Here is a 24,303-nt window from a genome sequence, read left to right on the forward strand (position 1 = left end):
AAAAAGATTAAAAAAAACAAAAAAAAGTATTTTGTATTATTATCAATAAAAAAATACACGTTTAATACAAAATTTGTATTTTTGATTCTGCATTACATACTTTAAAAAAGTAGAAACTATAATATGGATAAATTTTCGTTCTTAAACGCAGCACACACAGGCTTTATAGCTGATTTATATGACAAATATTTGATAAACCCAGATGCCGTTGAACCAAGCTGGAGAAGCTTTTTTCAGGGATATGATTTAGCAAATGAAAATTACTCTTTAAAAGAAGAAGAAGAAATTTCAACAAAAATACCTCAAGAAGTTCGTAAAGAGTTCTTTGTTGTAGACTTAATTAATGGCTATAGAACACGTGGTCATTTATTTACAAAAACAAACCCGGTTAGAGATAGAAGACAGTATTACCCTACTTTAGATCTTGAAAACTTTGGACTTTCCGAAATCGATTTAGATAAAGAATTTTCGGCAGGTGAGGTTTTAGGCTTAGGAAAAGCAAAACTTTCTGAGATTATCAAAAACTTACAACGTATTTACTGTGATTCTATTGGTGTAGAATACATGTACATGCGTAACCCAGAAAAATTAAAGTGGTGGCATGAACGTTTTAATAAAAACGACAACCACCCTAACTATTCTATAGAAGCTAAAAAATATATTTTAGGAAAATTAAACCAAGCGGTAACGTTTGAAAGTTTTTTACAAACTAAATACGTAGGTCAGAAACGTTTTTCTCTAGAAGGTGGAGAAACCTTAATTCCTGGTATGAGCGTTATCTTAAGAGATGCCGCAGAAAAATACGGAGTTAAAGAATGTGTTTTAGGAATGGCTCACAGAGGGCGTTTAAATACGTTGGTTAACATCTTTAAAAAACCTGTAAGAGATTTATTTAGTGAATTTGAAGGGAAAGATTTTGAAGATGAAGACATCGATGGTGATGTAAAATACCACTTAGGTTTAACGTTAAGTAAAACTTTTAGAGATGGTAACGAAATTAAAATGAATTTAGTTCCAAATCCATCTCACTTAGAAACTGTAGCCGCAGTAACAGAAGGTATTACTAGAGCTAAAATAGACAGAAAATATGATGGTGATGCTAGTAAAATATTACCAATTATAATTCATGGTGATGCTGCAATTGCAGGTCAAGGTATTGCTTATGAGGTGACTCAAATGGCAAAATTAAATGGCTACAAAACAGGTGGAACCATACATATTGTTGTAAATAATCAAATTGGTTTTACAACTAATTATTTAGACGCACGTTCTAGTACCTACTGTACAGATGTTGCAAAAGTAACTTTATCGCCAGTATTACACGTTAATGCAGATGATACAGAAGCTGTTTGTCATGCAATGGAAATGGCATTAGAATTTAGAATGAAGTTTAAACAAGATATATTTATCGATTTATTAGGTTATAGAAAATATGGCCATAATGAAGGAGATGAACCTCGTTTTACACAACCAACATTATACAAAGCAATCTCAAAACATAAAAATCCAAAAGATATTTATGCTGCACAATTACTAGCAGAAGGTTCTATAGACAATTCATATTTAAAAGAAATTACTATGGAATTCAAACAAATGCTTGAAAAAGAATTTGATGAAGCTAAAAAAGTAGAAAAATCTATTGTTAGAGAGTTTATGCAATCTACTTGGGAAGGATATGAGCGTGAAGATTTAGACGCCATGTTACTTACCAACGACACAAAATATGATGAGGATAAATTAAAAAATATTGCAAAAGTAGTTTCTACAGTTCCTCAGAATGTAAAATTTGTTAGAAAAGCAGAACGTATTTTAGCAGGAAGAGCTAAAATGGTTTTTGAAACCAATAATTTAGATTGGGGAATGGCAGAAACACTTGCCTACGGAAGTTTAATGGAAGAAGGATATAATGTTCGTATTTCTGGACAAGACGTAGAAAGAGGAACTTTTTCTCACAGACATGCTATTTTACGTGATGAAATTACAGAAGAACGTATTAACTTACTAAATACAAACCCTCATAACAAAGGACAAATGACGATTTACAACTCGTTATTGTCTGAATATGGTGTATTAGGTTTTGATTATGGTTACGCTATGGCAAACCCAAACACCTTAACTATTTGGGAAGCTCAGTTTGGAGATTTTTCTAACGGAGCTCAAATAATGTTCGATCAATATATTTCTGCTGCAGAAGATAAGTGGAAATTACAAAACGGAATTGTTGTTTTATTACCTCATGGTTATGAAGGACAAGGATCTGAACATTCTTCTGCTAGAATAGAACGTTATTTACAATTATGTGCCATAGATAATATGACTGTAGCAAATTGTACAACGCCTGCAAACTTCTATCACTTACTTCGTCGTCAGATGAAACGTACATATAGAAAACCATTAATTGTATTTACTCCTAAGAGTTTATTACGTCACCCAAAAGCCGTAAATACAATTCAAGATTTAGCTACTAGCGAGTTTCAAGAAGTTATAGACGATACACTAGCACCTAAAAAAGTAAAGAAACTCGTTTTCTGTATGGGTAAATTCTATTACGATTTACTTGAAGAAAGAGAAACATTAGAAAGAGATGATATTGCTTTAGTAAGAATTGAACAATTATTTCCACTACATTTAGAGAAGATACAGAAAGTAATCGATAGATACCCTAATGTAGAAGAATATATATGGGCACAAGAAGAACCAAGAAACATGGGAGCTTGGAGTTATATGTTAGAGCGTATGGAGTTAGTTAAACTAACAGTTCGTTCTCGTAAATACTACGCAGTACCTGCAGCTGGTTCTAGTACAAGATTTAAAAAACGTCATAAAGCTGTTATAGACAGTGTTTTTGATACAGAGTAAGTCGCGTTAAGGATTGAAATGGCATCCTTTTTTACTGTCAGTTCAAGTCAATTTGCTCTTTTGCAAATTTGTATCGAGAACAGAAGTAAAAAAGATATAATGGAAAGCCTGTTAAAACGCCAAAATAGTTAAAAGAAAATATAAAATAATTAAATAGAGTACCGTATTAATTTTGGTATTAATAAATTAAGAAAGCATGAGTGTTTTAGAAATGAAAGTTCCTTCTCCAGGAGAATCAATTACAGAAGTAGAAATTGCAACTTGGTTAGTTGAAGATGGTGATTATGTTGAAAAAGATCAACCAATTGCAGAAGTAGATTCTGACAAAGCAACCTTAGAATTACCTGCTGAAGAAAGTGGAATTATCACTTTAAAAGCCGAAGAAGGTGATGCTGTTGATGTTGGTGCAGTTGTTTGTTTAATTGATACAAGTGCTGCAAAACCAGAAGGTGATGCACCTGTAAAAACAGAAGCGCCAAAAGAAGAAAAGAAAGTTGAAGTAAAAGAAGCGCCAAAAGCAGCTACTTACGCAACCGGAACTGCTTCTCCTGCTGCTAAAAAAGTATTGGCAGAAAAAGGAATTGCTCCTGCAGCCGTAACCGGTACAGGAAAAGCTGGTAGAATAACTAAAGATGATGCTGTAAAAGCAGTACCTTCTATGGGAACGCAACCTGCTAGTGGTTCTAGAGGAACAGAACGCAAGAAAATGTCTATGTTACGTAGAAAAGTTGCAGAACGTTTGGTAGCTGTAAAAAGCGAAACGGCTATGTTAACTACTTTTAACGAAGTAAACATGCAACCAATTTTTGACTTACGTGCAGAATATAAAGAAGCTTTTAAAGCGAAACATGGTGTAGGATTAGGCTTTATGTCTTTCTTTACTTTAGCAGTGGTTAGAGCTTTAAAATTATTTCCAGATGTAAACTCTATGATTGATGGAGATTACCAAATTAAGAACGATTTTCAAGATATTTCTATCGCAGTTTCTGGACCAAAAGGTTTAATGGTTCCCGTAATTAGAAATGCAGAAAACTTATCTTTTAGAGGTGTAGAATCTGAAGTAAAACGTTTAGCAATTAGAGCTAGAGATGGTCAAATTACTATTGATGAAATGACTGGTGGAACTTTTACAATTACCAATGGTGGTGTATTTGGTTCTATGCTATCTACTCCTATTTTAAATCCTCCTCAGAGTGGAATTTTAGGAATGCACAACATTGTAAACAGACCAATGGCAGTAAATGGTGGAATTGTAATTCAGCCAATTATGTACGTTGCTTTGTCTTACGATCATAGAATTGTAGATGGTAGAGAATCTGTTGGTTTCTTAGTGGCTGTTAAAGAGGCTTTAGAAAACCCTGTAGAATTATTGATGGACAACAATCCTGCAAAAGCATTAGAAATGTAAATTCGATTTCTTAATAATTAGAAATTTAGACTTTTAGATATTTAAAACCTTTTTGAGCAATCAGAAAGGTTTTTTTATTGGTAGCTATTTCCTGCTTTCACTACTCGCTTTTTTTTCGTTCCTCTAAAAAGAGCTCAAACAGGTCGTTCAATCAGGGCTAAACTTGTTTGAATATTCATTTATAATTATAACCTAATACAGACAGAGAGACCTAGTAACATCGAGAAGTCATTTTTCTTATAAGGTTTAAATAATAGAACTCCATTTTAATGTAATACTCAAAATTTAATCACGACAAAAAAAAGTAGTAATTAAAAGGCATAATCTTACTATTTCTATTTAATTTAGTAAAGAAGAATAGTCTTACAGTTTTAGGATTCTTAAATAATTAGTAATTATACATATTACCATGAAAGAAACATCAAAAGAAATTATTCTTAAAAATATAGCAGCACATAAAGCCTTTTTTTCTACACATAAAACAAAAGATTTTGGCTTCCGATTAACACAACTTAAAAAGTTGAAAAAAGCAATTTTTCAATATCAAGAAAAAATAGAAACTGCTTTATGGTTAGATTTACATAAATCGCCAGAAGAAGCCTATTTAACCGAAATAAGTATTGTTGTTGGTGAAATCGATAATCATATTAAACATTTAAAAAAATGGGCAGCACCTAAAAGAGTAACCTCTCCACTTCACTTAATTCCTGCATCTAGTAAAATTATTTATGAGCCTTTAGGTACAGCTTTAATTGTTGCTCCTTGGAATTATCCTTTTCAACTACTCATAAACACTTTAGTTGGCGCAATTTCTGCAGGTTGTTGCAGTGTCTTAAAACCATCTCCAGATACACCAACTGTTGCCAAGGTAATGGAAGACATGATTTCAGAACACTTTGATTCTAATTACATTAGTGTTGTGCATGGAGGTAGAGAAACCAACACCATATTATTTGCACAACGTTTCGATATTATTTTCTTTACAGGGAGTCCTAAAGTTGGTAAAGTAGTTATGAAAGCTGCAGCAGAAAACTTAACTCCTGTAGTTTTAGAATTAGGAGGAAAGAGTCCGTGTATTGTAGATGCAGATGCCAATATAGACATTGCTGCAAAACGAATTATTTGGGGTAAATTAATCAATGCCGGACAAACTTGTATTGCGCCAGATTACCTTTTTGCACACGCCTCTATTAAAGCCCAATTATTAGATAAAATTGCCGAAAACATCAAATTGATGTATGGTGATGATATTAAACAAAGTCGTTTTTATCCGCGTATTGTAAATGAAAAAGCAGTAGAACGATTGAGTGGATTATTAAAACAAGGAAAAATACATACTGGAGGTGAAATAAATCTTAAAGAAAAATTTATTGCACCTACTATAATTGATAATGTTGTGCCTGATTTTCTAATCATGCAAGAAGAAATATTTGGACCGATATTACCCGTAATGAGTTTTAACCATATTGAAGAAGCTATTAATTATATTAATAAAAATGAAAAACCTTTGGCTTTCTATTATTTTGGAAAAAATAAAAAAGCGAAAGAAGTTTTAGCAAAAACCTCATCTGGTGGCGCTTGTATTAATGATACTTTGATGCATGTAAGCAATCATAACTTACCTTTTGGTGGTGTAGGAAATAGCGGATTAGGAAACTATCATGGTCAAGACAGTTTTTTTGCTTTTAGCCATAAAAGAGCCGTTGTTACAAACCCTACTTGGATAGATTTACCTTTAAAATATGTGCCATTTAAGTATTTTAAAATTATAAAAAAACTTCTTTAAAAAAAGAACAACATATAAAATCTACTTAGTTCATACAAATAAATTGAAATCGTTTAATTTGTTTTAATGGCTATTTATTACCTTGCAACAAAAAGTAAAAATGTCAAAAAATCCTGAATTAGAACTTGCCTTACAATTTATAGATAAAACAGATAGAAATCTTTTTATCACCGGAAAAGCAGGTACAGGAAAAACTACTTTTTTACATCAAATTAAAAAGGAATCTTTAAAAAGAATGGTTATTGTTGCACCAACTGGTGTTGCGGCAATAAACGCTAAAGGGGTTACTATTCATTCTTTTTTTCAAATGCCTTTCGGTCCTATTCTACCAAATCAGATTGAAAACACCAATCAACAACGTAAATTTAGCAAGACAAAAATAGATATCATCAAATCGTTAGATTTAATAATTATTGATGAAATTTCTATGGTACGTGCAGATTTGCTAGACGGAATAGACCAAGTGATGCGTCGTTACAAAAACCGAAATAAAGTGTTTGGTGGTGCACAAGTTTTAATGATTGGAGATTTACAACAATTAGCGCCAGTTGTAAGACCAAATGAATGGAGCTTATTACAACAACATTACAATACGGTTTACTTTTTTAGTTCTAAAGCATACCAAGAAGCCGATGTTGTATCCATAGAATTGAAACATATTTACCGTCAGAAAAATGAAGATTTTATTACTATTTTAAATGAAATTAGAACTGATACCTTATCAGAAAAATCTGCTGAAATTTTAAATAGAAATTATGATCCTACCTTCTCTCCTACCAAAGATGATGGTTATATTACTTTAACAACTCATAATAACAGAGCCAATTTAATTAACAGTTCTGAATTAAATAAACTGAATACCAAAAGCTACTTTTTTAAAGCTGACGTTTCTGGAAAATTCAATGACAATGCTTTTCCTAATGATGAAAAATTAGAATTGAAAATGGGAGCACAAGTGATGTTTATCAAAAATGATTCATCACCAGATAAAAGATATTACAACGGAAAAATAGGAATTATAACTGATATTTCTCTACAAAATGTAACCGTACAATGTCCAAATGAAATTGATGAAATTGTTACAGAAAGAGAAACTTGGGACAATGTGAACTATTCCATCAACGATGAAACCAAGGAAATTAAAGAAGATGTTATTGGTTCTTTTTCTCAGATCCCTTTACGATTGGCTTGGGCAATTACCATTCATAAAAGTCAAGGATTAACTTTTGAAAAAGCCATAATAGATGCAGAAGCTTCTTTTGCCCACGGACAAACCTATGTTGCTCTAAGTAGATGTACTTCTTTAGAAGGTTTGGTTTTAAAAACACCAATTACAAGTAGTGCAATTATTAACGACAGAACAGTTAGTGTTTTTAATGAAAGTGTAGAGGAAAATCACCCAGATGAGCGTGTTTTAAACGAATCTGAAAAACATTTTCAACTGAATTTAATTTCTGAGTTATTCGATTACCAACCATTTTTATACCCAATTTCTAGATTAATTGATATTTTTTATAAAAATCATACAAGTATCAAAGGAGATGTTATAGATCATTTACAAACTATAAAAGATGATGGTGTTGTAGCTTTAATGAAAGTTTCTAACGGATTTAAAAATCAATTAGCACAAATTTGTGAAGACAATATACTGCCAGAAAATAGTTCTCAAGTTCAAGAACGTTTTACAAAAGCGGTTGATTATTTTGTAACACAAACCAAAGGTAATATTCTAAAACCTTTAAATGCCATTCAATTTTCTACAGATAATAAAACTGTAAAAAATGATTTTACAAAACAATTTGACAGCTTACAAGAAAAACTCTTAGAAAAACTATTTGCCCTTCAAAAAATAAATAATGGTTTTAAAGTACAAGACTATTTAAAAGTAAGAGCAAATGCCGTTTTACAAAAATCATCACCAACTAAAAAGAAAACAGTCGCTTCTAAACGCGACCCAATTTTAGCCTTAAAATTACGTGAACTGAGAGATGAAATTTCAAAAGATTTAGGAATCCCTCATTTTCAAATTTTTACGCAAGAAACGTTATACGCCATGTGCGATGAGTTACCTAGAACCGAAAAAGCACTTTTAGCCACTGTAGGAATGGGAAAAACTCGTGTTACAAAATACGGTGAACAAATTTTAGAAGCAATTGAAGATTACTGCAAAAAAAACGGAATAAATAAATTAAACGAGCAAAAAAAGGAAGACAAGAAACCTACCAAACAAATTACTTTTGAGCTGTTTAAATCTGGCCTTTCTATAAAAGACATTGCTAAAGAAAGAAGTCTAACTTCTGGAACCGTAGAAAGTCATTTGGCTAGTTATATTCCTTCTGGTGATATTGATATTTTAGAATTAATAGACATTGAAAAGTACAAGAAAATGGTAAATGCAATAGAAGACACCGAATTTAAAAGCTTAACAGACCTAAAAGAAAAAGTAGATAAATCATTCTCTTTCATGGAGTTAAGAATGGTTTTACTTTCTATGGAAAATTAATTTATTTTTTTTTGTAATAAAGTGCAAGTTTTATTAAAAAAGTACGTCTAAAGATATATGATAAGATACTTTCTTATCATTTTTCTTTTTCATAGCAATTTTCCCACTTCTAATTTAGGAGTGGGTTTTTTATTAAATAATATTTAGCTTAATTTATTAAAACACAGCATGTCATTCCGAGATGAGCTTATTTAAGCGATTGAAGATTCTAAAAACAACTGTAAAATCCATAGATTCCTCGTCGCTCCTACGTCTCTCTGTCTGAATAACATTGGAACGATAAATTAAACTTAAAAACTCAACATGTCATTCCGAAATGAGGCTTTTTTGCCGATTAACGAATCTAAATTATAATTACGAAAATTCTAGATTCCTCGTCGTTCCTTCGTCTCTCTTTCGGAATGACAATCGTTAAAAAAAATCATTATTTAAAAAATCCCAATTAGGATTAAAATCAGAAATAATTTTATTCTTCTTTTCTCTTCTCAATCCTTTTAATTGTTTTTCTCTTAAAATAGCTAAGTTGATATCATCAAAAGTTTCATAATACAGTAAATAATAACAATTGTATTTTCCTGCAAATGATTTCTTTGCATTCTGACTATCAAAATAATGTTGGGAAATTCTTTTTTGAATGTTGTTTGTAACTCCTATATATAAAACAGTTTTCTTCTCATTTGTAATTATATAGATAAAGTATTGTTTAAACATTCTTAAATATAATCAATTATATTAAAAACTCAGAATGTCATTCCAAAATGAGGCCTTTTTTCCGATTGAGGAATCTAAATCATAATTACGAAAATTCTAGATTCCTCATCGCTCCTACGTTCCTCTGTCGGAATGACATTGGAACGATAAATTAAACTTAAAAACTCAACATGTCATTCCGAAATGAGGCCTTTTTGCCGATTGAGGAATCTAAATTATAATTACGAAAATTCTAGATTCCTCGTCGTTCCTACGTCTCTCTGTCGGAATGACAATCGTTAAAAAACATCATTATTTAAAAAATCCCAATTAGGATTAAAATCAGAAATAATTTTATTCTTCTTTTCTCTTCTCAATCCTTTTAATTGTTTCTCTCTTAAAATAGCTAAGTTGATATCATCAAAAGTTTCATAATACAGTAAATAATAACAATTGTATTTTCCTGCAAATGATTTCTTTGCATTCTGACTATCAAAATAATGTTGGGAAATTCTTTTTTGAATGTTGTTTGTAACTCCTATATATAAAACAGTTTTCTTCTCATTTGTAATTATATAGATAAAGTATTGTTTAAACATTCTTAAATATAATCAATTATATTAAAAACTCAGAATGTCATTCCAAAATGAAGCTTTTTTGCCGATGGAGGAACCTAGATTATAAATACGAAAATTCTAGATTCCTCGTCGTTCCTACGTCTCTCTGTCGGAATGACATTGGAACGATAAATTAAACTTAAAAACTCAACATGTCATTCCGAAATGAGGCCTTTTTTCCGATTGAGGAATCTAAATTACAATTACGAAAATTCTAGATTCCTCGTCGTTCCTTCGTCTCTCTTTCGGAATGACAATTGCTATCTACTTCAAATCCTTCAACAACAATTGTATCGATTTATTTCCATTCCATACATTTTCATCTAAACCATAAACAATATCGAAATCATTTTGAACAAACTCCATTTTATCGCCTAAACCAAAACCTATTGAATTAAAAGTCTTTTTATTATCACCTTGAAAAACATTTAGCTTTAAATGTGTTTTATCTGCTCCAACTTGTTTTCCGTAACCATTGTCTCTAACACAACTCGTTTTAAAAGTTGGTTTCATATTCATTGGTCCAAAAGGAGCCATTTGCTGAATAATTCTAAAAAACTTAGGTGTAATATCTAACAAGTCTATTTCTGCATCTATAGAAATCTCTGGGGTTAGCAACTCTTTATCAATGGTTTGTTTAACAACTTCTTCGAACTTATTTTTAAAGTTCTCGTAATTTTCTGGTAACAAGGTTAAACCTGCTGCATATTTATGACCTCCAAATTGCTCTATAAACTCTTCACATGCATGCAACGCATTGTACACATCAAAACCTTTTACAGAACGAGCAGAAGCAGCTAATTTATCGCCACTTTTGGTAAAAACTAATGTTGGTCTGTAATATTTTTCTATCAACCTAGAAGCCACAATACCAATAACACCTTTGTGCCAATCTTCTTGATACACTACAGATGTAAACCTATTTTCTTCATCATTATCAATAATTTGAATTAATGCTTGGTCTGTAATTTTCTTATCTAAATCTTTTCTATCGGCATTAAAAATTTCTATAGCCGCAGCAAATTCAACTGCAGCATCAAAATCCATTTCAGTTAGTAATTCTACCGCGTAATTACCGTGTTTCATTCTACCTGCAGCATTTATTCTTGGAGCAATTGTAAAAACAACATCAGTAATCGTTAATTCAGATTTCTTAGTTTGATGAATAATGGCTTTAATTCCGTTTCTAGGACTTTCATTAATTACCTGTAAACCATGATAAGCTAAAACTCTATTTTCACCTTTCATAGGTACAATATCCGCAGCAATTGCGGTAGCAACCAAATCTAAATACGGAATAAAATCTTCTATTGTTTGACCTCTAGAAACACCTAAAGCCTGAATTAATTTAAACCCTACTCCGCAACCACAAAGCTCATCAAAAGGATATGTACAATCGTCTCTTTTTGCATTTAAAACGGCAACTGCTTTAGGTATTTCATCTCCTGGTTTATGGTGATCGCAGATAATAAAATCTACATTTTTTTCGGTTGCATAGGCAACTTTATCGATGGCTTTTATTCCGCAATCTAAGGCAATGATTAAAGAAAAATCATTGTCATGTGCAAAATCAATTCCCATATAAGAAACACCATAACCTTCGGCATATCTATCTGGAATATAAGTTGCAATATTTGGGTAAATCGTTTTTAAATAAGACGCTACTAAAGAAACCGCTGTTGTACCATCTACATCATAATCTCCAAAAACTAAAATATTTTCGTCATTCTCAATAGCCTTTTCAATTCTTGCAACGGCAAGGTCCATATCCTTCATTAAAAAAGGATCGTGGATTTCTGCTAAACTTGGGCGAAAATAATTTTTAGCATCTTCAAATGTTTCAATATTTCTCTGACAAAGAATAGACGCTATTGTTTTATCAACCTGAAGTTCATTAGCTAATTTTGCTACTTTTTCTTTATCTGATTTTGGTTTTAACGTCCACCTCATAGCTGATTCTTCAATTAGTTCGCTATTGTATGTAAATGAATTTCAATTTCTACCTCAGCAAATTGACGAAACATTTCCATTACACCACAGTATTTTGTTACAGATAAGTTTACAGCTTTTTGTATTTTTTCTGGTTTTAAATCTGCATCCGTAAAATGATAATCTACTTTTACTTTATTATAAAATTTTGGATGTTCGTCTGTTAATTCTGCAGTAATATCAATTTTAAAATCTGCAACTTCTGCACGCATTTTTGTTAATAAAGAAACTACGTCTAAACCAGAACAACCTGCTAAAGAAGCTAACATCAAGGCTTTTGGTCTGTACCCTTTTCCTTCTCCTCCACTTTCTTCGCCTGCATCCATTGTTAAATTTAATCCACTCGGATTATCAGATTCAAATTGCATGTTTTCTTTCCAGGTAGTTTTTACAATATTTGTAGCCATAGTATATGATGTTATTATCGATTTTTAAAAGTTAAAATAAGAGATTGTGCTTATTCTTACAAAAATAAGAAAACACACAGTAGTTAACACTTAAAATAAATAGAATGTTTCTTTTACTAAGTACAGTCTTTCAGGTAATTTCTAAAAACACTTAATCCAGGGCATCTTATTAGAAGATTCTCAATTTTTTATGAGTTTTTGCACACTTAATGCTGTTTTCTTTTTTTTCTTGCTGTTTTGTTATTTTTTTTAAAGGAATTATCTTTTTTTTTGCTAATTTTATAGAAATATTAACTAACAAAACATTTTTATGATAAAAAAACTATTTTTTACAGTTTCTATTATCTTTATGATTACATTAAATATTCAATCTCAAGAAATTAATGTAAAAGGTAAAGTTACAGATAACACGGGAGAATTACCAGGGGTAAGTGTGTTAATTAAAGGTACCAAAAAAGGTACCAGTACAGATTTTGATGGAATGTTTTCTATTAAAGCAGAAAAAGGTGCAACTATTGTTTTTACTTCTTTAGGTTATAAAAGAAAAGAAGTTAAAGTTAACTCTGCTACATTAAATGTAACATTAGAAGAAGATACTAATGTATTAAATGAAGTTGTAGTAACTTCTTTTGGTGTTAAAAGACAAAAAAAATCTTTAGGTTATGCCGCACAAGCATTAAAGTCTGAAGAACTTTTAGAAGGAAACCAAAACAACATGGTAAACACCTTACAAGGAAAAGTTTCTGGTGTAACCGTTACTAGTTCTGGTGGAGCGCCAGGTTCTTCTTCTGTAATTATGATTCGTGGTGGTACTTCTATTACAGGAAACAACCAACCTCTTATGATTGTTGATGGCTTACCAATAGATAACTCTACAGATTCTAGTTCTGAAGTTGCAAGTACAAATAGAGCTTCTGATTTAAACCCAGAAGATATTGAAAGTATTACTGTACTTAAAGGTCCTGCCGCTGCAGCATTATATGGTATACAAGCAGCAGAAGGAGCTGTTATCATTACGACTAAAAGAGGAAAAGAAGGAGTTAGTAAAGTTTTTGTTTCTTCATCACTTTCTGTTGATAATGTTATGGGAACTCCAGATATTCAACAAAAATATGGTCAAGGAGAACAAATTGTTCAAACTGATGGTAGTATTAATTATAATTTAGAAAGCCCACTTTCTTGGGGAGAAGCGATATCTCCTGGTACAAAAACGTATAACCATATAAAAGACTTTTATAAAACAGGAATTACGCAAAACTACTTTACAAGTTATACTGGTGGAAATGCGAAAGGAAACACTTATTTTTCTATCGGAAATTTAGATAATCAAGGAATAATACCAACCACCTCTTATAATAAAACTACTTTTAGAATTAATCAAAATTCTAAAATTTCAGAAAAACTTACTTTATCTGTTTTAGGTAATTATGTAAGAACAAATATTACAAGTACTCGTCAAGGAAATGCAACTGGTGGTAGTATTACTAGTTTACTAAACTATCCTTCTAATGTAAATGTTAATGATTATATAGATGCAGATGGAGCTCAGAAAGGTTTTTATACAGGACAACAATCAGACAACGTATATTGGAGTTTAGAGAATAGCCCTAATACAAATGAGTTAAACAGATTTATTGGTTCTATAGGATTGGATTATGCTATTAACGAAAACTTAAACCTTTCTTATAAGTTTGGTGCAGACATATACGATCAACATAGTAGACGAATTACCGCTAATGGTTCTTTAAATGAATCTAGAGAAGAAGGTTACATCTCTCAATACGAAAGATTATATAAAAAATATACTTCAAACTTTATTGCTACATATAGTAAGAAATTATCAGAAAAATTTGAATTAAACTTATTAGCTGGTAATACAATTGAAGATAGTAATGTTAGAACAGATTATTTAACAGGTGATGGTTTTTTAGCGCCAGGTATTTATAACATTAGTAATGTTTCTTCAGAAAATCAAACCATTTTAGAGCGTATTTCTAGAAAAAGAAATATTGGTGTTTTTGGAGAAGTAAAATTAGGTTATAAAGAAGCATTATTCTTGAATGTTACTGGTAGAAATGACTGGTCTTCTACACTTCCATCAAAGAGTAGATCTTTCTTTTATCCTTCTGTAGGAGCATCTGCTGTTCTTACAGATTTATTTGATATTAAGTCTGAAGGTAATGGTTTAAATTATTTAAAATTAAGAAGTACATGGGCACAAGTAGGTAAAGATGCTCCAATAGGTCAGTTAGAAAGTTACTTGGTTACTCAAATTAATGGTCTTGGTAGTACAGGTTACGCATACAACGGAGTAGATGTTGGTAACGCAGCTTTAGAACCAGAATTTACCAATAGTTGGGAGTTTGGTTTCGATTCTAACTTCTTAAACAACAGGTTAAGTTTTAATGCAACCTATTATAAGAGTATTTCAGATAATCAAATATTATCAGATATACGTGTTCCTCCAACAGCGGGTACTTTTTACGCAACTTTAAATGGTGGAGAAATAGAAAACAAAGGTATAGAAGCATTATTAGCTGTTAAATTAATGCCAAACACATCTGAATTTCAATGGGATATGAATTTTAACTTTGGAAGTAACGTAACCACAGTTATTGACTTACCAGGAGAACTAAATGAGGTGTATTTATCTGATTCTTGGACTTTTTTAAACTCTGCTGCAGGAGCAGGTGTTTTAGATGCTTCATTATTTTCACTTAGAGGTAAAAGAGCTATTAAAAATGAAAATGGAGAAGTTTTAATAGGAACCGACGGATACCCTACATTAACAGATGAAACTTATGCTGATGTTGATAGACAACCAGATTTTACATTAGGTATTTCAAGTACTTTAAGATATAAAAACTTTGGTTTATCATTTTTATTAGACATTGTAGAAGGTAATACAGTGTACAATGCTACTGCATCTGCATTGGCTTATTATGGTGTAGGAACATCTACTTTAGATAGAGGTACAACAACAATTATTCCTGGTATAAAAGCAGATGGAACTGCAAATGATATTTCGGTAACAAAGAATCAAGAATACTATCAAAATTATTATGCTTTAAACTCAGAAAACTTTGTTGAAGATGGTTCTTATACACGTTTAAGATATGTTAGTTTAAATTATAAGTTAAGTAAAAAATTATTAGACCGTTTACCAATCTCTAATTTAGAATTTTCTTTAACAGGTAGAAACCTTTTAACAATTACTAATTATAGTGGTGTAGATCCAGAAATAAATGCATTTGGAGGAGGAGTTCCTGGAGCTGGTTCTGTTGGTGTAGATAATCTTGGTACCCCAAATACTAAAGGTTTTGATCTTGGTCTTAAATTAACTTTTTAAAATATAACAAATGAAATATTTAAAATATACAACTTTTATACTATTAGTTAGTATCGTGTTTTTATCATGTTCAGAAGATTATTTCGATGTAAATAGTTCTGTAACTGCACCAACAACACAATCATTAGAGCCTCAATACCGCATAAAAGGTGCCATAGAAAACATGTTTACAGGTGTTATCTATAGAGGTAGTAGAGAAGTATTAGGAATTACACAAAATGGAGCGCAAAATGTTGCAAACTATTATTCAGAAACTTGGAGTAGCTTTTTAACTACAGGTAGCTATTTTTTATGGCAAAATGCATACGTATATTCCTTACCTAACACTGCAGATTTAATTGTTTTAGGAGAAAAACATAACTCTCCAAACTTTATAGCAGTAGGTAAAATTTTACGAGCGTATGGTTTTGGTACAACAACAGATCAATATGGTGACATTGTTTTTACAGAAACTTATGACGGAGTATCTTCTTTAAACTTAACTCCTGAATTTGAAACTCAAAAAGCAGTTTACCAAGGAATCATAGAAATGTTAGATGAAGCAATTGCACAAATTAACCAACCAAGTAACATTGAATTAAATGCTAATGGAGGTGATGTTTTTTATAATGGAAATAAAGAACAATGGACAAGATTAGCTTATGCTTTAAAGGCTCGTTATTTAAACCATTTATCTAAGAAGGCTTCTGGAGATATGGCTTACGATGCAGATGCAATTATAGAAGCATGTTCTAAAGCTTTACAATCTAATGCAGACAATGCGTTTAGATCTTATGGTGGTGGAGAAGCAGAAAACGATCGTCAGCCTTATGCAACAGGAGGTTACGGAAGCTCTAGAGTAGATTATTTTTCTCACTTTTTTGTAGAATTATTAAAAAACTCATTAGACTTAGATACTCCTTATGAGGATCCTCGTCTTAAAATTATTGTACCAGAAGCTGTAAATGGAGGATACCAAGGTGTTAGAATTGGAGAAGGCCCTTTACCTAATAATACAGATGGTGGTGATAATTATTCTGTTGGAAATGGTGGTTTTTACACCAGTCCTACTGCTCCAACTTACTTAATGACATATAGCGAGGTAAAATACATAGAAGCAGAAGCTAGATTAAGAAAAGGAGATAACTCTGGTGCTTATACTGCTTTAAAAGCAGGAATTCAGGCAGATTTTGAAAAAGCAGAAGCAACAGGAACTGAAACAGCAGCTTATTTAGCTAAAATGGATGCAGAAGTAGGAGAAGCTGGTATTACATTATCTCATATTATGATTCAGAAATACATTACATTACTTTTTGATCCTGAAACTTGGGTAGACATGAGAAGAATGGACTATAGCAACACAATTTACCCTGGATTAGAAAGACCGGTAAATGTAAACTTAAGTATTTTTCCAGGTTCTAATGATTGGATTCAAGCAATGGTGTATGAATACAATGAAGAAGATAGAAATTACGAAAACATGCCAGATAATACTGCAAATGTTAGGTTAACAACACCTCTTTGGTGGAATGTAGCTGAATAATCAACTATAATTTATTAGATCAAAAGAAAAGCATCAGAAATTATTTCTGATGCTTTTTTAATTCTATATTTTAAAAAAAAATTATTCTTTTACAGGAACTTCTTTAAACCCTAATTCTTTAGTAGCACTTTTAATTTTCATTAAAAAGTCTTTTCTTGGATCTGTTTTTAATGTTCTATACCCATTATCTTTTTCTAACCATAAATCATGGTTTTCAAAATTAGTATATTCATAATGACCGATAACGTAATCTATATCGTATTTCTTTTTTAAATAAGTAACAAGCCAGATATTCGCTTCCAATTGTTTTTCGGTTAAAGGTGTAGATTCTGTACCACCAACATTTTCTATTCCAATAGCACAATGATTTAAACCAATTACATGCCTTGCCATAAAATTTTCTGGCATTAATCTATAAATTGTACCGTCTAAATCAACTAAAAACTGAGAAGAAACATTTAACTGACTAGCAGTATTAATTTTTGTTCTGTGACTTCCTATTTTTGTATTTACAAATGCTCCAAAAGACTTTTCTAATGTTGGTATCGCAGTCCAATGTATTACCACCATCTTAGGAGTAATTATTGGAGCATCTTGAACAATACCATAATGAGATTCTAAATATTCTAATGTTAATTGTTCCCTTAACTCTCCAAATTCTATAGGTTTATCTATAATTTTAAGGTCTTCTTTACAAGCAACAATACTAATTAATAGTAGTAAAAGGTATATTTTTTTCATTTGTAATAATTTATATTAGTTATTAATTGAGTCGATTAAAACATCTAATTGTTCTTTAGTATGATTCGCGTTTAGAACAATTCTATTAAACTTTTTAGCACTTGTTGCGTAATAAAAAGAGGTAATCAGAATGTCTTTATCAAACAAAATTTGTTCTATTTGTTCATCAGAATGAAAGAAAACAGGATATGATTTATCAATAGTAATTGCAGTATTCTTTTTTAAGTGATCAAAAACATACTCCATATTACTTTTCAATTTTAATAATTGACTTCTATAAATTTGTTGAGCATTTACAAAAACCTCTAAAAAAGCAGGACTCATACCCGCACAACCAATAAAAAGATTGTCTTTTTTGATACGATTTATAAAACTTAAATCTCCAGCAATTACACCTCCGTTAATACCAAAAGCTTTGCCTAAAGAAGAAGTAATAATGAGTTTTATATTTTTCCTTTTTGGTACTAAGTTAGCTATTCCGTTTCCATTTTTACCCAAAACCCCTAAACTATGAGACTCATCGACAACTAAGTAAATAGTATTAGAAACATCTATTTTATCTAAAAAATCAAAAGAAAATGGCCCTGTTTCAAATGCTGCAATTCCGTCTAAAACAATACTTACTTTTTTATTTTTTAGCGTTTTTAAAGATTGATGTAACTTTAAATCATTAAAAACAGGAAAAGCATTTTTTGGTAAAATTGCAGGATGCGTTTTTGGCATAAAATAAAAATCATCTACAAACGAGCTTAATGTTTTTATAGCAAATTGCCCCGCTAAAGTTCCTGAAGAAAGGGTTACAGCTGTTTCTGTTTGTAAAAAATCAGCTAAAAAAGTTTCTCCTTTCTCATAAATAGCTAATTTTATATTGGCACTTCTAGAACTTCCGTAAGAAGTGCCCCATTTATCAATTGCTTTAAAAACCAATTCTTTAAATTCTGGTAAAAAAGCCACTCCTAAATAAGAAGTTCCGCTAAAATACAAATACTCTTTCCCATTTAAAGAAGCGGTTGTAGTTGGTGCTTTTTCTAACTGCATATTTACAATAATGAAGCACCTGTTCCGTTTTCATCAGCATAAGAAATTACACCGTCATTTATGGTAATTCCATTCGCAATATCTTTTTTTAACAACAAACCACCATCCATATCTACATAATCTAAAAGAGGCAATAAATGTGCAATTGCAGAAATACCAACCGTAGATTCTGTCATACAACCTACCATTGTTTTCATGCCTAAAGATTTTGCTTTTTCTAACATTCTTTTTCCCGGAGTTAAACCTCCACATTTTGTAAGCTTCACGTTAACACCATGAAATAAACCAAAACATTTTTCTACATCACTTTCTACAATGCAACTTTCATCAGCAATAATTGGTAAAGCAGAATTTTCGTATAATTTCTTTGCTCCTTCAATATCATTAGCTTTTAAAGGTTGTTCTAAAAACTCTACCCCTAATTCTTTTAATTTAAAAGAATTATCTATTGCTTCATCAGCAGTCCATCCGCAGTTTGCATCAATTCTAAAAATTGCATCAGAATGTTTTCTTAGTTCTGTTACTATTTCAATATCATTTTTAGTCCCTAATTTTATTTTATAAATTGGCCAAGGAAGTTCTTTCATCTTCTCTACCATTTTTTCAACAGAATCGATACCAATTGTATAATCTGTCATTGGGTTTTTATCAATATTTAAACCCCAAACTTCATATAATTTTTTGTTTTGTTTACGAGCATACAAATCATTAAAAGCAATATCTAAAGCACATAAGGCAAACATATTTTCTTTAAATAAGGGTTGTAACTTTTTCCAAAAATCTGCTGGTTTCTCGTTTGATAAAGACACTATAAAATTTTTGTTTTCTAAAACAATTTTCATCATTTTATCTACTGTAATACTATAGTAAGGGTTTGAAGTAGCTTCCCCAAAACCAGAAAATCCATCTGAAACTAACTCTATAACTAAACTTGGTTGAAAATCATGAGATTCTCTAGAAATTGTAAAAGTGTGTTTTAATTCAAGATTATAAGAATGTAGTTTTATTTCCATTTTTTTAAAGTTATATTTATGGTAAAGTTATAAAAATAGAATTCTATAAATAAATTTAAAATCATAAATATGCCATTAGTATCACCATTATCTGCAGAACACGATATAGAAACAAAAGAATTAGCACTTTTCTTTAATGAAACCTTAGGCTTTTGCCCAAATTCTGTTTTAACAATGCAACGCAGACCTGCAATTTCTAAAGCTTTTATAAATTTAAACAAAGCAGTTATGGCTAATGAAGGTAAGGTAACCTCTGCTTTAAAAAGAATGATTGCTTGGGTTTCTAGTAATGCCACAGGTTGTAGATATTGCCAAGCCCACGCCATTAGAGCTGCCGAACGTTATGGAGCAGAACAAGAGCAATTAGATAATATTTGGGAATACAAAACACATGCTGCTTTTTCTAACGCAGAACGCGCTGCATTAGATTTTTCTTTGGCTGCTTCTATGGTTCCAAATGCTGTGGATGAAAAAATTAAAGAAGAATTATATAAATATTGGGATGAAGGCGAAATTGTAGAAATGTTAGGTGTTATTTCTCTTTTTGGGTACTTAAATCGTTGGAATGATTCTATGGGAACAACTTTAGAAAAAGATGCTATTGAAAGCGGAGACCAATATTTAGGAAAACATGGCTTTAAAGTAGGCAAACATCAATAAAAAATAGTACATTTATTTTTCATAAAAAAGCCCCCTCATAAAAATGAGGAGGCTAAAATAAATTATTAAGGTCCCCCAACCTTGTCAAATTTAACATTCAAAAATAGTCAAATAAGATTACTTTAATATTGTAAATTATGCAAAATCTATTTATTTTTTTTGTGTAATTTAAGGTTTTAGCATTCCTATGAAAAAAGAAGAAGAAAAATTATTTAATTTAATTAAACTAAAACTCTCTAAAAACGTTTCTTTTATAGACGAAATTGCAGATGTTTTGGATTTAAGTTATGATGCTGCTTATCGCAGAATAAAAGGGAAAACCACTTTAAATTTAGCAGAAACATTAAAGCTTTCTAATCATTACAACATCAACTTAAACACCTTATTAGTTGAGGCTAAAAATGATGTTCAAAAAATCATTGTACAAAAGACACATAATGTCATTTCAGATAATTTTTTGCATATTTTTTTTGAAGAATCTGTAAAAGAAATTGAAAAATTATTAGAATCTAAAGAATCTAAATTAATTAATTCTCTTAAAGATTATCCTCTTTATCATGCTGGTGATGGTTATTTTTCTAAGTTTAGAATTTACGCTTTAATAAACATGTCTAGTAGCGATGTTACTATTAAAACACTTCCTTTTTCAGAATTTAATCCCTCTACAGAGGTTTTAAAAAAATATCATACTTTTTTAAGTAAATACGAAAAAGTTTCTCTTGTAGAAATTTGGAGTGATTCTACCATCGATAATATTTTAAATCAAATTCAATATTTTTTTGATATTGGACTCATATCAAAAGAAGAATCCTTAGAAATATCAGATAGCTTAGTTGATTCTCTATTATCAATTGAAGAACAAGCAAAGAATCAAAAAAGAAATAAAAGCGAAAATAGTTATCATCTGTACCATAATAACCTAGTTTCTTTATTAAATACGGTGCTAATGCAAACTAAAACTAATAAAAAAATATTTGTTCCTTATACAAATCTAAGTTATTTTAAAGTGAGCGATGAAAATACAGCCAACCAGTTTGGGCAACATCTAAAAACACAATTAGAGTTCTCTAAAAATCTTTCTGGTGATGCCGCTGTAGATAGAAAGAAGTTTTTTAACACACTTTATCAAAAAATTGAAAATAGAAAGACAAAACTGTCTGCCTCCTTTTTACCTAATAATTTCTCTAACTCTATTTTGTAAATTTGGAATTACATTTTTCTCAAACCAGGGATTTTTAGTGAACCAAAAACGATTTCTTCGTGATGGATGCGGAAGTGTAAAATACTTAGGTAAATACTCTGGATAATTATCTACTGTTTCTGTAAGCGTTCTTTTAGCTTTGTCTTTTAAATAATAGTTTTGTGCATACATTCCTATTAAAATAATTAATTGAAGGTTTGGCATTAACTCAAATAATTGATGATGCCATTTTGGAGCACATTCTTTACGTGGTGGTTTATCTCCACTTTTTCCTTTTCCGGGGTAACAAAATCCCATGGGAACTATTGCAAAATTTTCTACATCGTAAAAATCTTTCTCAGAAACATTTAGCCATTTCCTTAATTGCTTTCCGCTTGCATCGTCCCAAGGAATACCAGAGGCATGTACTCTGGTCCCTGGTGCTTGCCCAATAATAACAATTTTGGAGTTTTTATGAGCTGTAACCACTGGATTTGCGCCCAAATCTAAATGAGGTTCGCAAATGGTACATTGTTTTATTTCTGATAAAAGGGTTTGCATTAGCAAGAAAGAATTAAAAAATGAGATTTCTCAATCGTGAAAAAAACTCATTTCGAAATGACAACTGGACTCTAAAAACCGTTTTCTTATTTCAATTCTAAAGCATCACCTTCAAAAGACAAACCATCGAAACCTGTTTTCATAAAGTTTCTAATATTTTGATGAGAATCTCCATTTTCATCTTCTAAAACATTTTTATAATGTTCTCCAAAACAAGATAATGCTTCTTCTTTTGTTAATTTTTGAGCAACAGCAAAAGCAAATAATTTACAAGAACCAGAATTTTCCCCTGCGTTATTTTTAATATCTCCATTTGTAAAAGTGGTTGGCGTAAAATTGTAATTATCCTCAATTACTTGCATCGTGTCTGCAAAGTTAATTGATGTTGGATTTGATTTTAATTTTGTTATGAGTTCTTGAATGATCATTTAATCTATTTTTTATAAAAGTAATAATTCTAATTATTTTGAAAGTAAAATATTAAATTTACTTTATGAAAAAAATACTCTTTGTTTTTACTTTGTTTTTTGCATCATCACTGATTGCTCAGAAAGGGTATTGGCTTTGCAAAAATTATAAAATAATTGACTCTACAAAAGCCTGGACACCTGGGAGTGTAGGTTTAGTTTTAGATTTTAAAAATTCTAAAATTTTACATATAGCTAGAGACACTTCTGTAAATGTTCTTATTGATAAAAAAAATAAAACCATAAATCTAAAAAGTGACACATTACCTATAAGTTATAAGATTGTGAACAATATAATTGAAATGAAAGGTCACAACACCATTGACCTTTTTTATCCTTTTGAGTTTAAAAAAGATTTAAATTTTTCGGAAGAAGAAGTATCTAAATTATTAATTACAAAGAGAATTAAACCTATTGAAGATTCTTTAAGAATAACCTTTAGAGGTTACAAAATTAAAGGGCATAGAAATCCAAAAGCTAGAATCTTTCAAACAATATATACAGATAGAGATTTGTTCTTTAATTTTTGGTTTTTAGAAAAAATAAATAACAATTTATTTCTTTGTTTTTATACTGAACATGAACCTCATAAAATCAACTATCACAGAGTTCTAGAAGTAAATAAAAAATACATAGAACTAGAACCTGTAATTGAATATCCGAGAAGACCAAAATTGAGGCGTTTAGAATTTAAAGAATATTAAAAAACCTACTTCTTCCCTTCAACAATCACCACAATTTCACCTTTTGGTGGTTTGGCAGTATAATGTGCTAAAACTTCGGTTGCAGTTCCTCTAATTGTTTCTTCGAACATTTTTGTTAATTCTCTAGACACAGAAACTTGTCTGTCTGCTCCAAAATATTCTACAAAATGCCCCAATGTTTTTACTAATTTATGTGGAGATTCGTAAATAATCATCGTCCTTGTTTCTTCTGCTAATAAAAGAAAACGAGTTTGTCTACCCTTTTTTACAGGTAAAAAACCTTCAAAAATAAATTTATCATTAGGCAAACCAGAATTTACCAATGCAGGCACAAAAGCCGTTGCACCAGGTAAACAATCTACCTCAATATTGTTTTCTACACAGGCTCTTGTTAGTAAAAAACCAGGATCTGAAATTGCTGGTGTTCCGGCATCTGAAATTAATGCGCACGTTTCTCCGTTTTGTATTCTTTGCACAATTCCTTTTACAGATTTGTGTTCATTATGCATGTGGTGGCTATGCATTTGGGTAGCAATTTCAAAATGTTTTAACAATTTTCCGCTTGTACGCGTGTCTTCTGCTAAAATAAAATCTACTTCTTTTAGAATTCGTACTGCTCTAAAAGTCATGTCTTCTAAATTACCTATTGGTGTTGGTACTAAATATAATTTACTCATCTTATTTCAGTTATCAGATATCAATTATCAGTAATCAAAAAAGGATAACTGATAGTTGTTTTAATAAAATTGCATTGAGAAGTTTCTACTTCTTCTATACTACAAATTTACAAAGAATTGTACGGATTTTGC

At 30.7% G+C, this 24,303-nt stretch carries 19 protein-coding genes; 9 read left to right on the top strand and 10 right to left on the bottom strand.

Annotated features, from left to right (window positions below; all coding sequences use genetic code 11):
- Window positions 1-123: 123 nt before the first annotated feature.
- From WG945_RS06870 to WG945_RS06885, 4 genes are all read left to right on the top strand, one after another.
- Window positions 124-2,859 (top strand): 2-oxoglutarate dehydrogenase E1 component, encoded by a 2,736-nt coding sequence (locus tag WG945_RS06870; protein WP_068448654.1) that lies wholly within the window; start codon window positions 124-126, stop codon window positions 2,857-2,859.
- Between the two features lie 196 nt (window positions 2,860-3,055).
- A complete protein-coding gene (gene odhB / locus WG945_RS06875) occupies window positions 3,056-4,267 on the top strand; it encodes a 2-oxoglutarate dehydrogenase complex dihydrolipoyllysine-residue succinyltransferase (protein WP_068448655.1) in 1,212 nt (403 codons plus the stop codon).
- A gap of 409 nt (window positions 4,268-4,676) precedes the next feature.
- Window positions 4,677-6,053: an aldehyde dehydrogenase gene (locus tag WG945_RS06880; protein ID WP_068448656.1), complete on the top strand. Its 1,377-nt coding sequence runs from the start codon at window positions 4,677-4,679 to the stop codon at window positions 6,051-6,053.
- 100 nt (window positions 6,054-6,153) lie between these two features.
- Window positions 6,154-8,556, top strand: coding sequence for a helix-turn-helix domain-containing protein (locus tag WG945_RS06885; RefSeq protein ID WP_068448976.1), 2,403 nt, complete (start codon window positions 6,154-6,156; stop codon window positions 8,554-8,556).
- A 411-nt stretch (window positions 8,557-8,967) separates the two neighbouring features.
- Here the strand turns inward: WG945_RS06885 and WG945_RS06890 are convergent, their stop codons facing one another.
- From WG945_RS06890 to WG945_RS06905, 4 genes are all read right to left on the bottom strand, one after another.
- Entirely contained in the window at window positions 8,968-9,267 is a 300-nt protein-coding gene (locus WG945_RS06890) for a GIY-YIG nuclease family protein (RefSeq protein ID WP_068448657.1), read from the bottom strand.
- A 278-nt stretch (window positions 9,268-9,545) separates the two neighbouring features.
- Complete coding sequence (locus WG945_RS06895) at window positions 9,546-9,845, bottom strand: GIY-YIG nuclease family protein (protein ID WP_282071681.1); 300 nt, start codon at window positions 9,843-9,845, stop codon at window positions 9,546-9,548.
- Window positions 9,846-10,127: 282 nt separating this feature from the next.
- Window positions 10,128-11,813, bottom strand: a complete 1,686-nt coding sequence (gene recJ / locus WG945_RS06900; protein ID WP_068448658.1) for a single-stranded-DNA-specific exonuclease RecJ — start codon at window positions 11,811-11,813, stop codon at window positions 10,128-10,130.
- Window positions 11,814-11,827: 14 nt separating this feature from the next.
- Window positions 11,828-12,259, bottom strand: coding sequence for an OsmC family protein (locus tag WG945_RS06905; RefSeq protein WP_068448659.1), 432 nt, complete (start codon window positions 12,257-12,259; stop codon window positions 11,828-11,830).
- Window positions 12,260-12,569: 310 nt separating this feature from the next.
- On the opposite strand from WG945_RS06905, the gene WG945_RS06910 reads away from it, so the two are divergent.
- A complete protein-coding gene (locus WG945_RS06910) occupies window positions 12,570-15,608 on the top strand; it encodes a SusC/RagA family TonB-linked outer membrane protein (RefSeq protein WP_068448660.1) in 3,039 nt (1,012 codons plus the stop codon).
- Between the two features lie 10 nt (window positions 15,609-15,618).
- A complete protein-coding gene (locus WG945_RS06915) occupies window positions 15,619-17,130 on the top strand; it encodes a SusD/RagB family nutrient-binding outer membrane lipoprotein (protein WP_068448661.1) in 1,512 nt (503 codons plus the stop codon).
- Between the two features lie 81 nt (window positions 17,131-17,211).
- Here the strand turns inward: WG945_RS06915 and WG945_RS06920 are convergent, their stop codons facing one another.
- Genes WG945_RS06920 through WG945_RS06930 form a run of 3 tightly spaced genes read right to left on the bottom strand, consistent with a single transcriptional unit; the run spans window position 17,212 to window position 19,922 of the window.
- Window positions 17,212-17,871 (bottom strand): peptidoglycan recognition protein family protein, encoded by a 660-nt coding sequence (locus tag WG945_RS06920; protein ID WP_068448662.1) that lies wholly within the window; start codon window positions 17,869-17,871, stop codon window positions 17,212-17,214.
- Window positions 17,872-17,886: 15 nt separating this feature from the next.
- Window positions 17,887-18,909, bottom strand: coding sequence for an aminotransferase class I/II-fold pyridoxal phosphate-dependent enzyme (locus WG945_RS06925; RefSeq protein ID WP_068448663.1), 1,023 nt, complete (start codon window positions 18,907-18,909; stop codon window positions 17,887-17,889).
- 2 nt (window positions 18,910-18,911) lie between these two features.
- The gene (locus tag WG945_RS06930; protein WP_068448664.1) at window positions 18,912-19,922 is read right to left on the bottom strand and encodes a dipeptide epimerase; all 1,011 of its coding nucleotides are present in this window, start codon (window positions 19,920-19,922) and stop codon (window positions 18,912-18,914) included.
- A 69-nt stretch (window positions 19,923-19,991) separates the two neighbouring features.
- Here WG945_RS06930 and WG945_RS06935 point away from each other — a divergent pair, with 69 nt between their 5' ends.
- A complete protein-coding gene (locus tag WG945_RS06935; RefSeq protein WP_068448665.1) occupies window positions 19,992-20,582 on the top strand; it encodes a carboxymuconolactone decarboxylase family protein in 591 nt (196 codons plus the stop codon).
- A gap of 187 nt (window positions 20,583-20,769) precedes the next feature.
- A complete protein-coding gene (locus WG945_RS06940) occupies window positions 20,770-21,783 on the top strand; it encodes a helix-turn-helix domain-containing protein (RefSeq protein ID WP_068448666.1) in 1,014 nt (337 codons plus the stop codon).
- Here WG945_RS06940 and WG945_RS06945 read toward each other — a convergent pair.
- Window positions 21,751-22,323: a uracil-DNA glycosylase family protein gene (locus tag WG945_RS06945; RefSeq protein ID WP_068448667.1), complete on the bottom strand. Its 573-nt coding sequence runs from the start codon at window positions 22,321-22,323 to the stop codon at window positions 21,751-21,753. The genes WG945_RS06940 and WG945_RS06945 overlap by 33 nt on opposite strands.
- 86 nt (window positions 22,324-22,409) lie before the next feature.
- The gene (locus WG945_RS06950; protein ID WP_068448668.1) at window positions 22,410-22,751 is read right to left on the bottom strand and encodes a HopJ type III effector protein; all 342 of its coding nucleotides are present in this window, start codon (window positions 22,749-22,751) and stop codon (window positions 22,410-22,412) included.
- A gap of 65 nt (window positions 22,752-22,816) precedes the next feature.
- Here WG945_RS06950 and WG945_RS06955 point away from each other — a divergent pair, with 65 nt between their 5' ends.
- On the top strand, window positions 22,817-23,494 hold the full coding sequence (locus WG945_RS06955; RefSeq protein WP_068448669.1) for a hypothetical protein: 678 nt from the start codon (window positions 22,817-22,819) through the stop codon (window positions 23,492-23,494).
- A gap of 5 nt (window positions 23,495-23,499) precedes the next feature.
- On the opposite strand, the gene rsmI is transcribed toward WG945_RS06955, so the two are convergent.
- Window positions 23,500-24,171: a 16S rRNA (cytidine(1402)-2'-O)-methyltransferase gene (gene rsmI / locus WG945_RS06960; protein ID WP_068448670.1), complete on the bottom strand. Its 672-nt coding sequence runs from the start codon at window positions 24,169-24,171 to the stop codon at window positions 23,500-23,502.
- Window positions 24,172-24,303: the final 132 nt, after the last annotated feature.

Source organism: Polaribacter atrinae (genome assembly GCF_038023995.1).
GTDB classification, from domain to species: domain Bacteria; phylum Bacteroidota; class Bacteroidia; order Flavobacteriales; family Flavobacteriaceae; genus Polaribacter; species Polaribacter atrinae.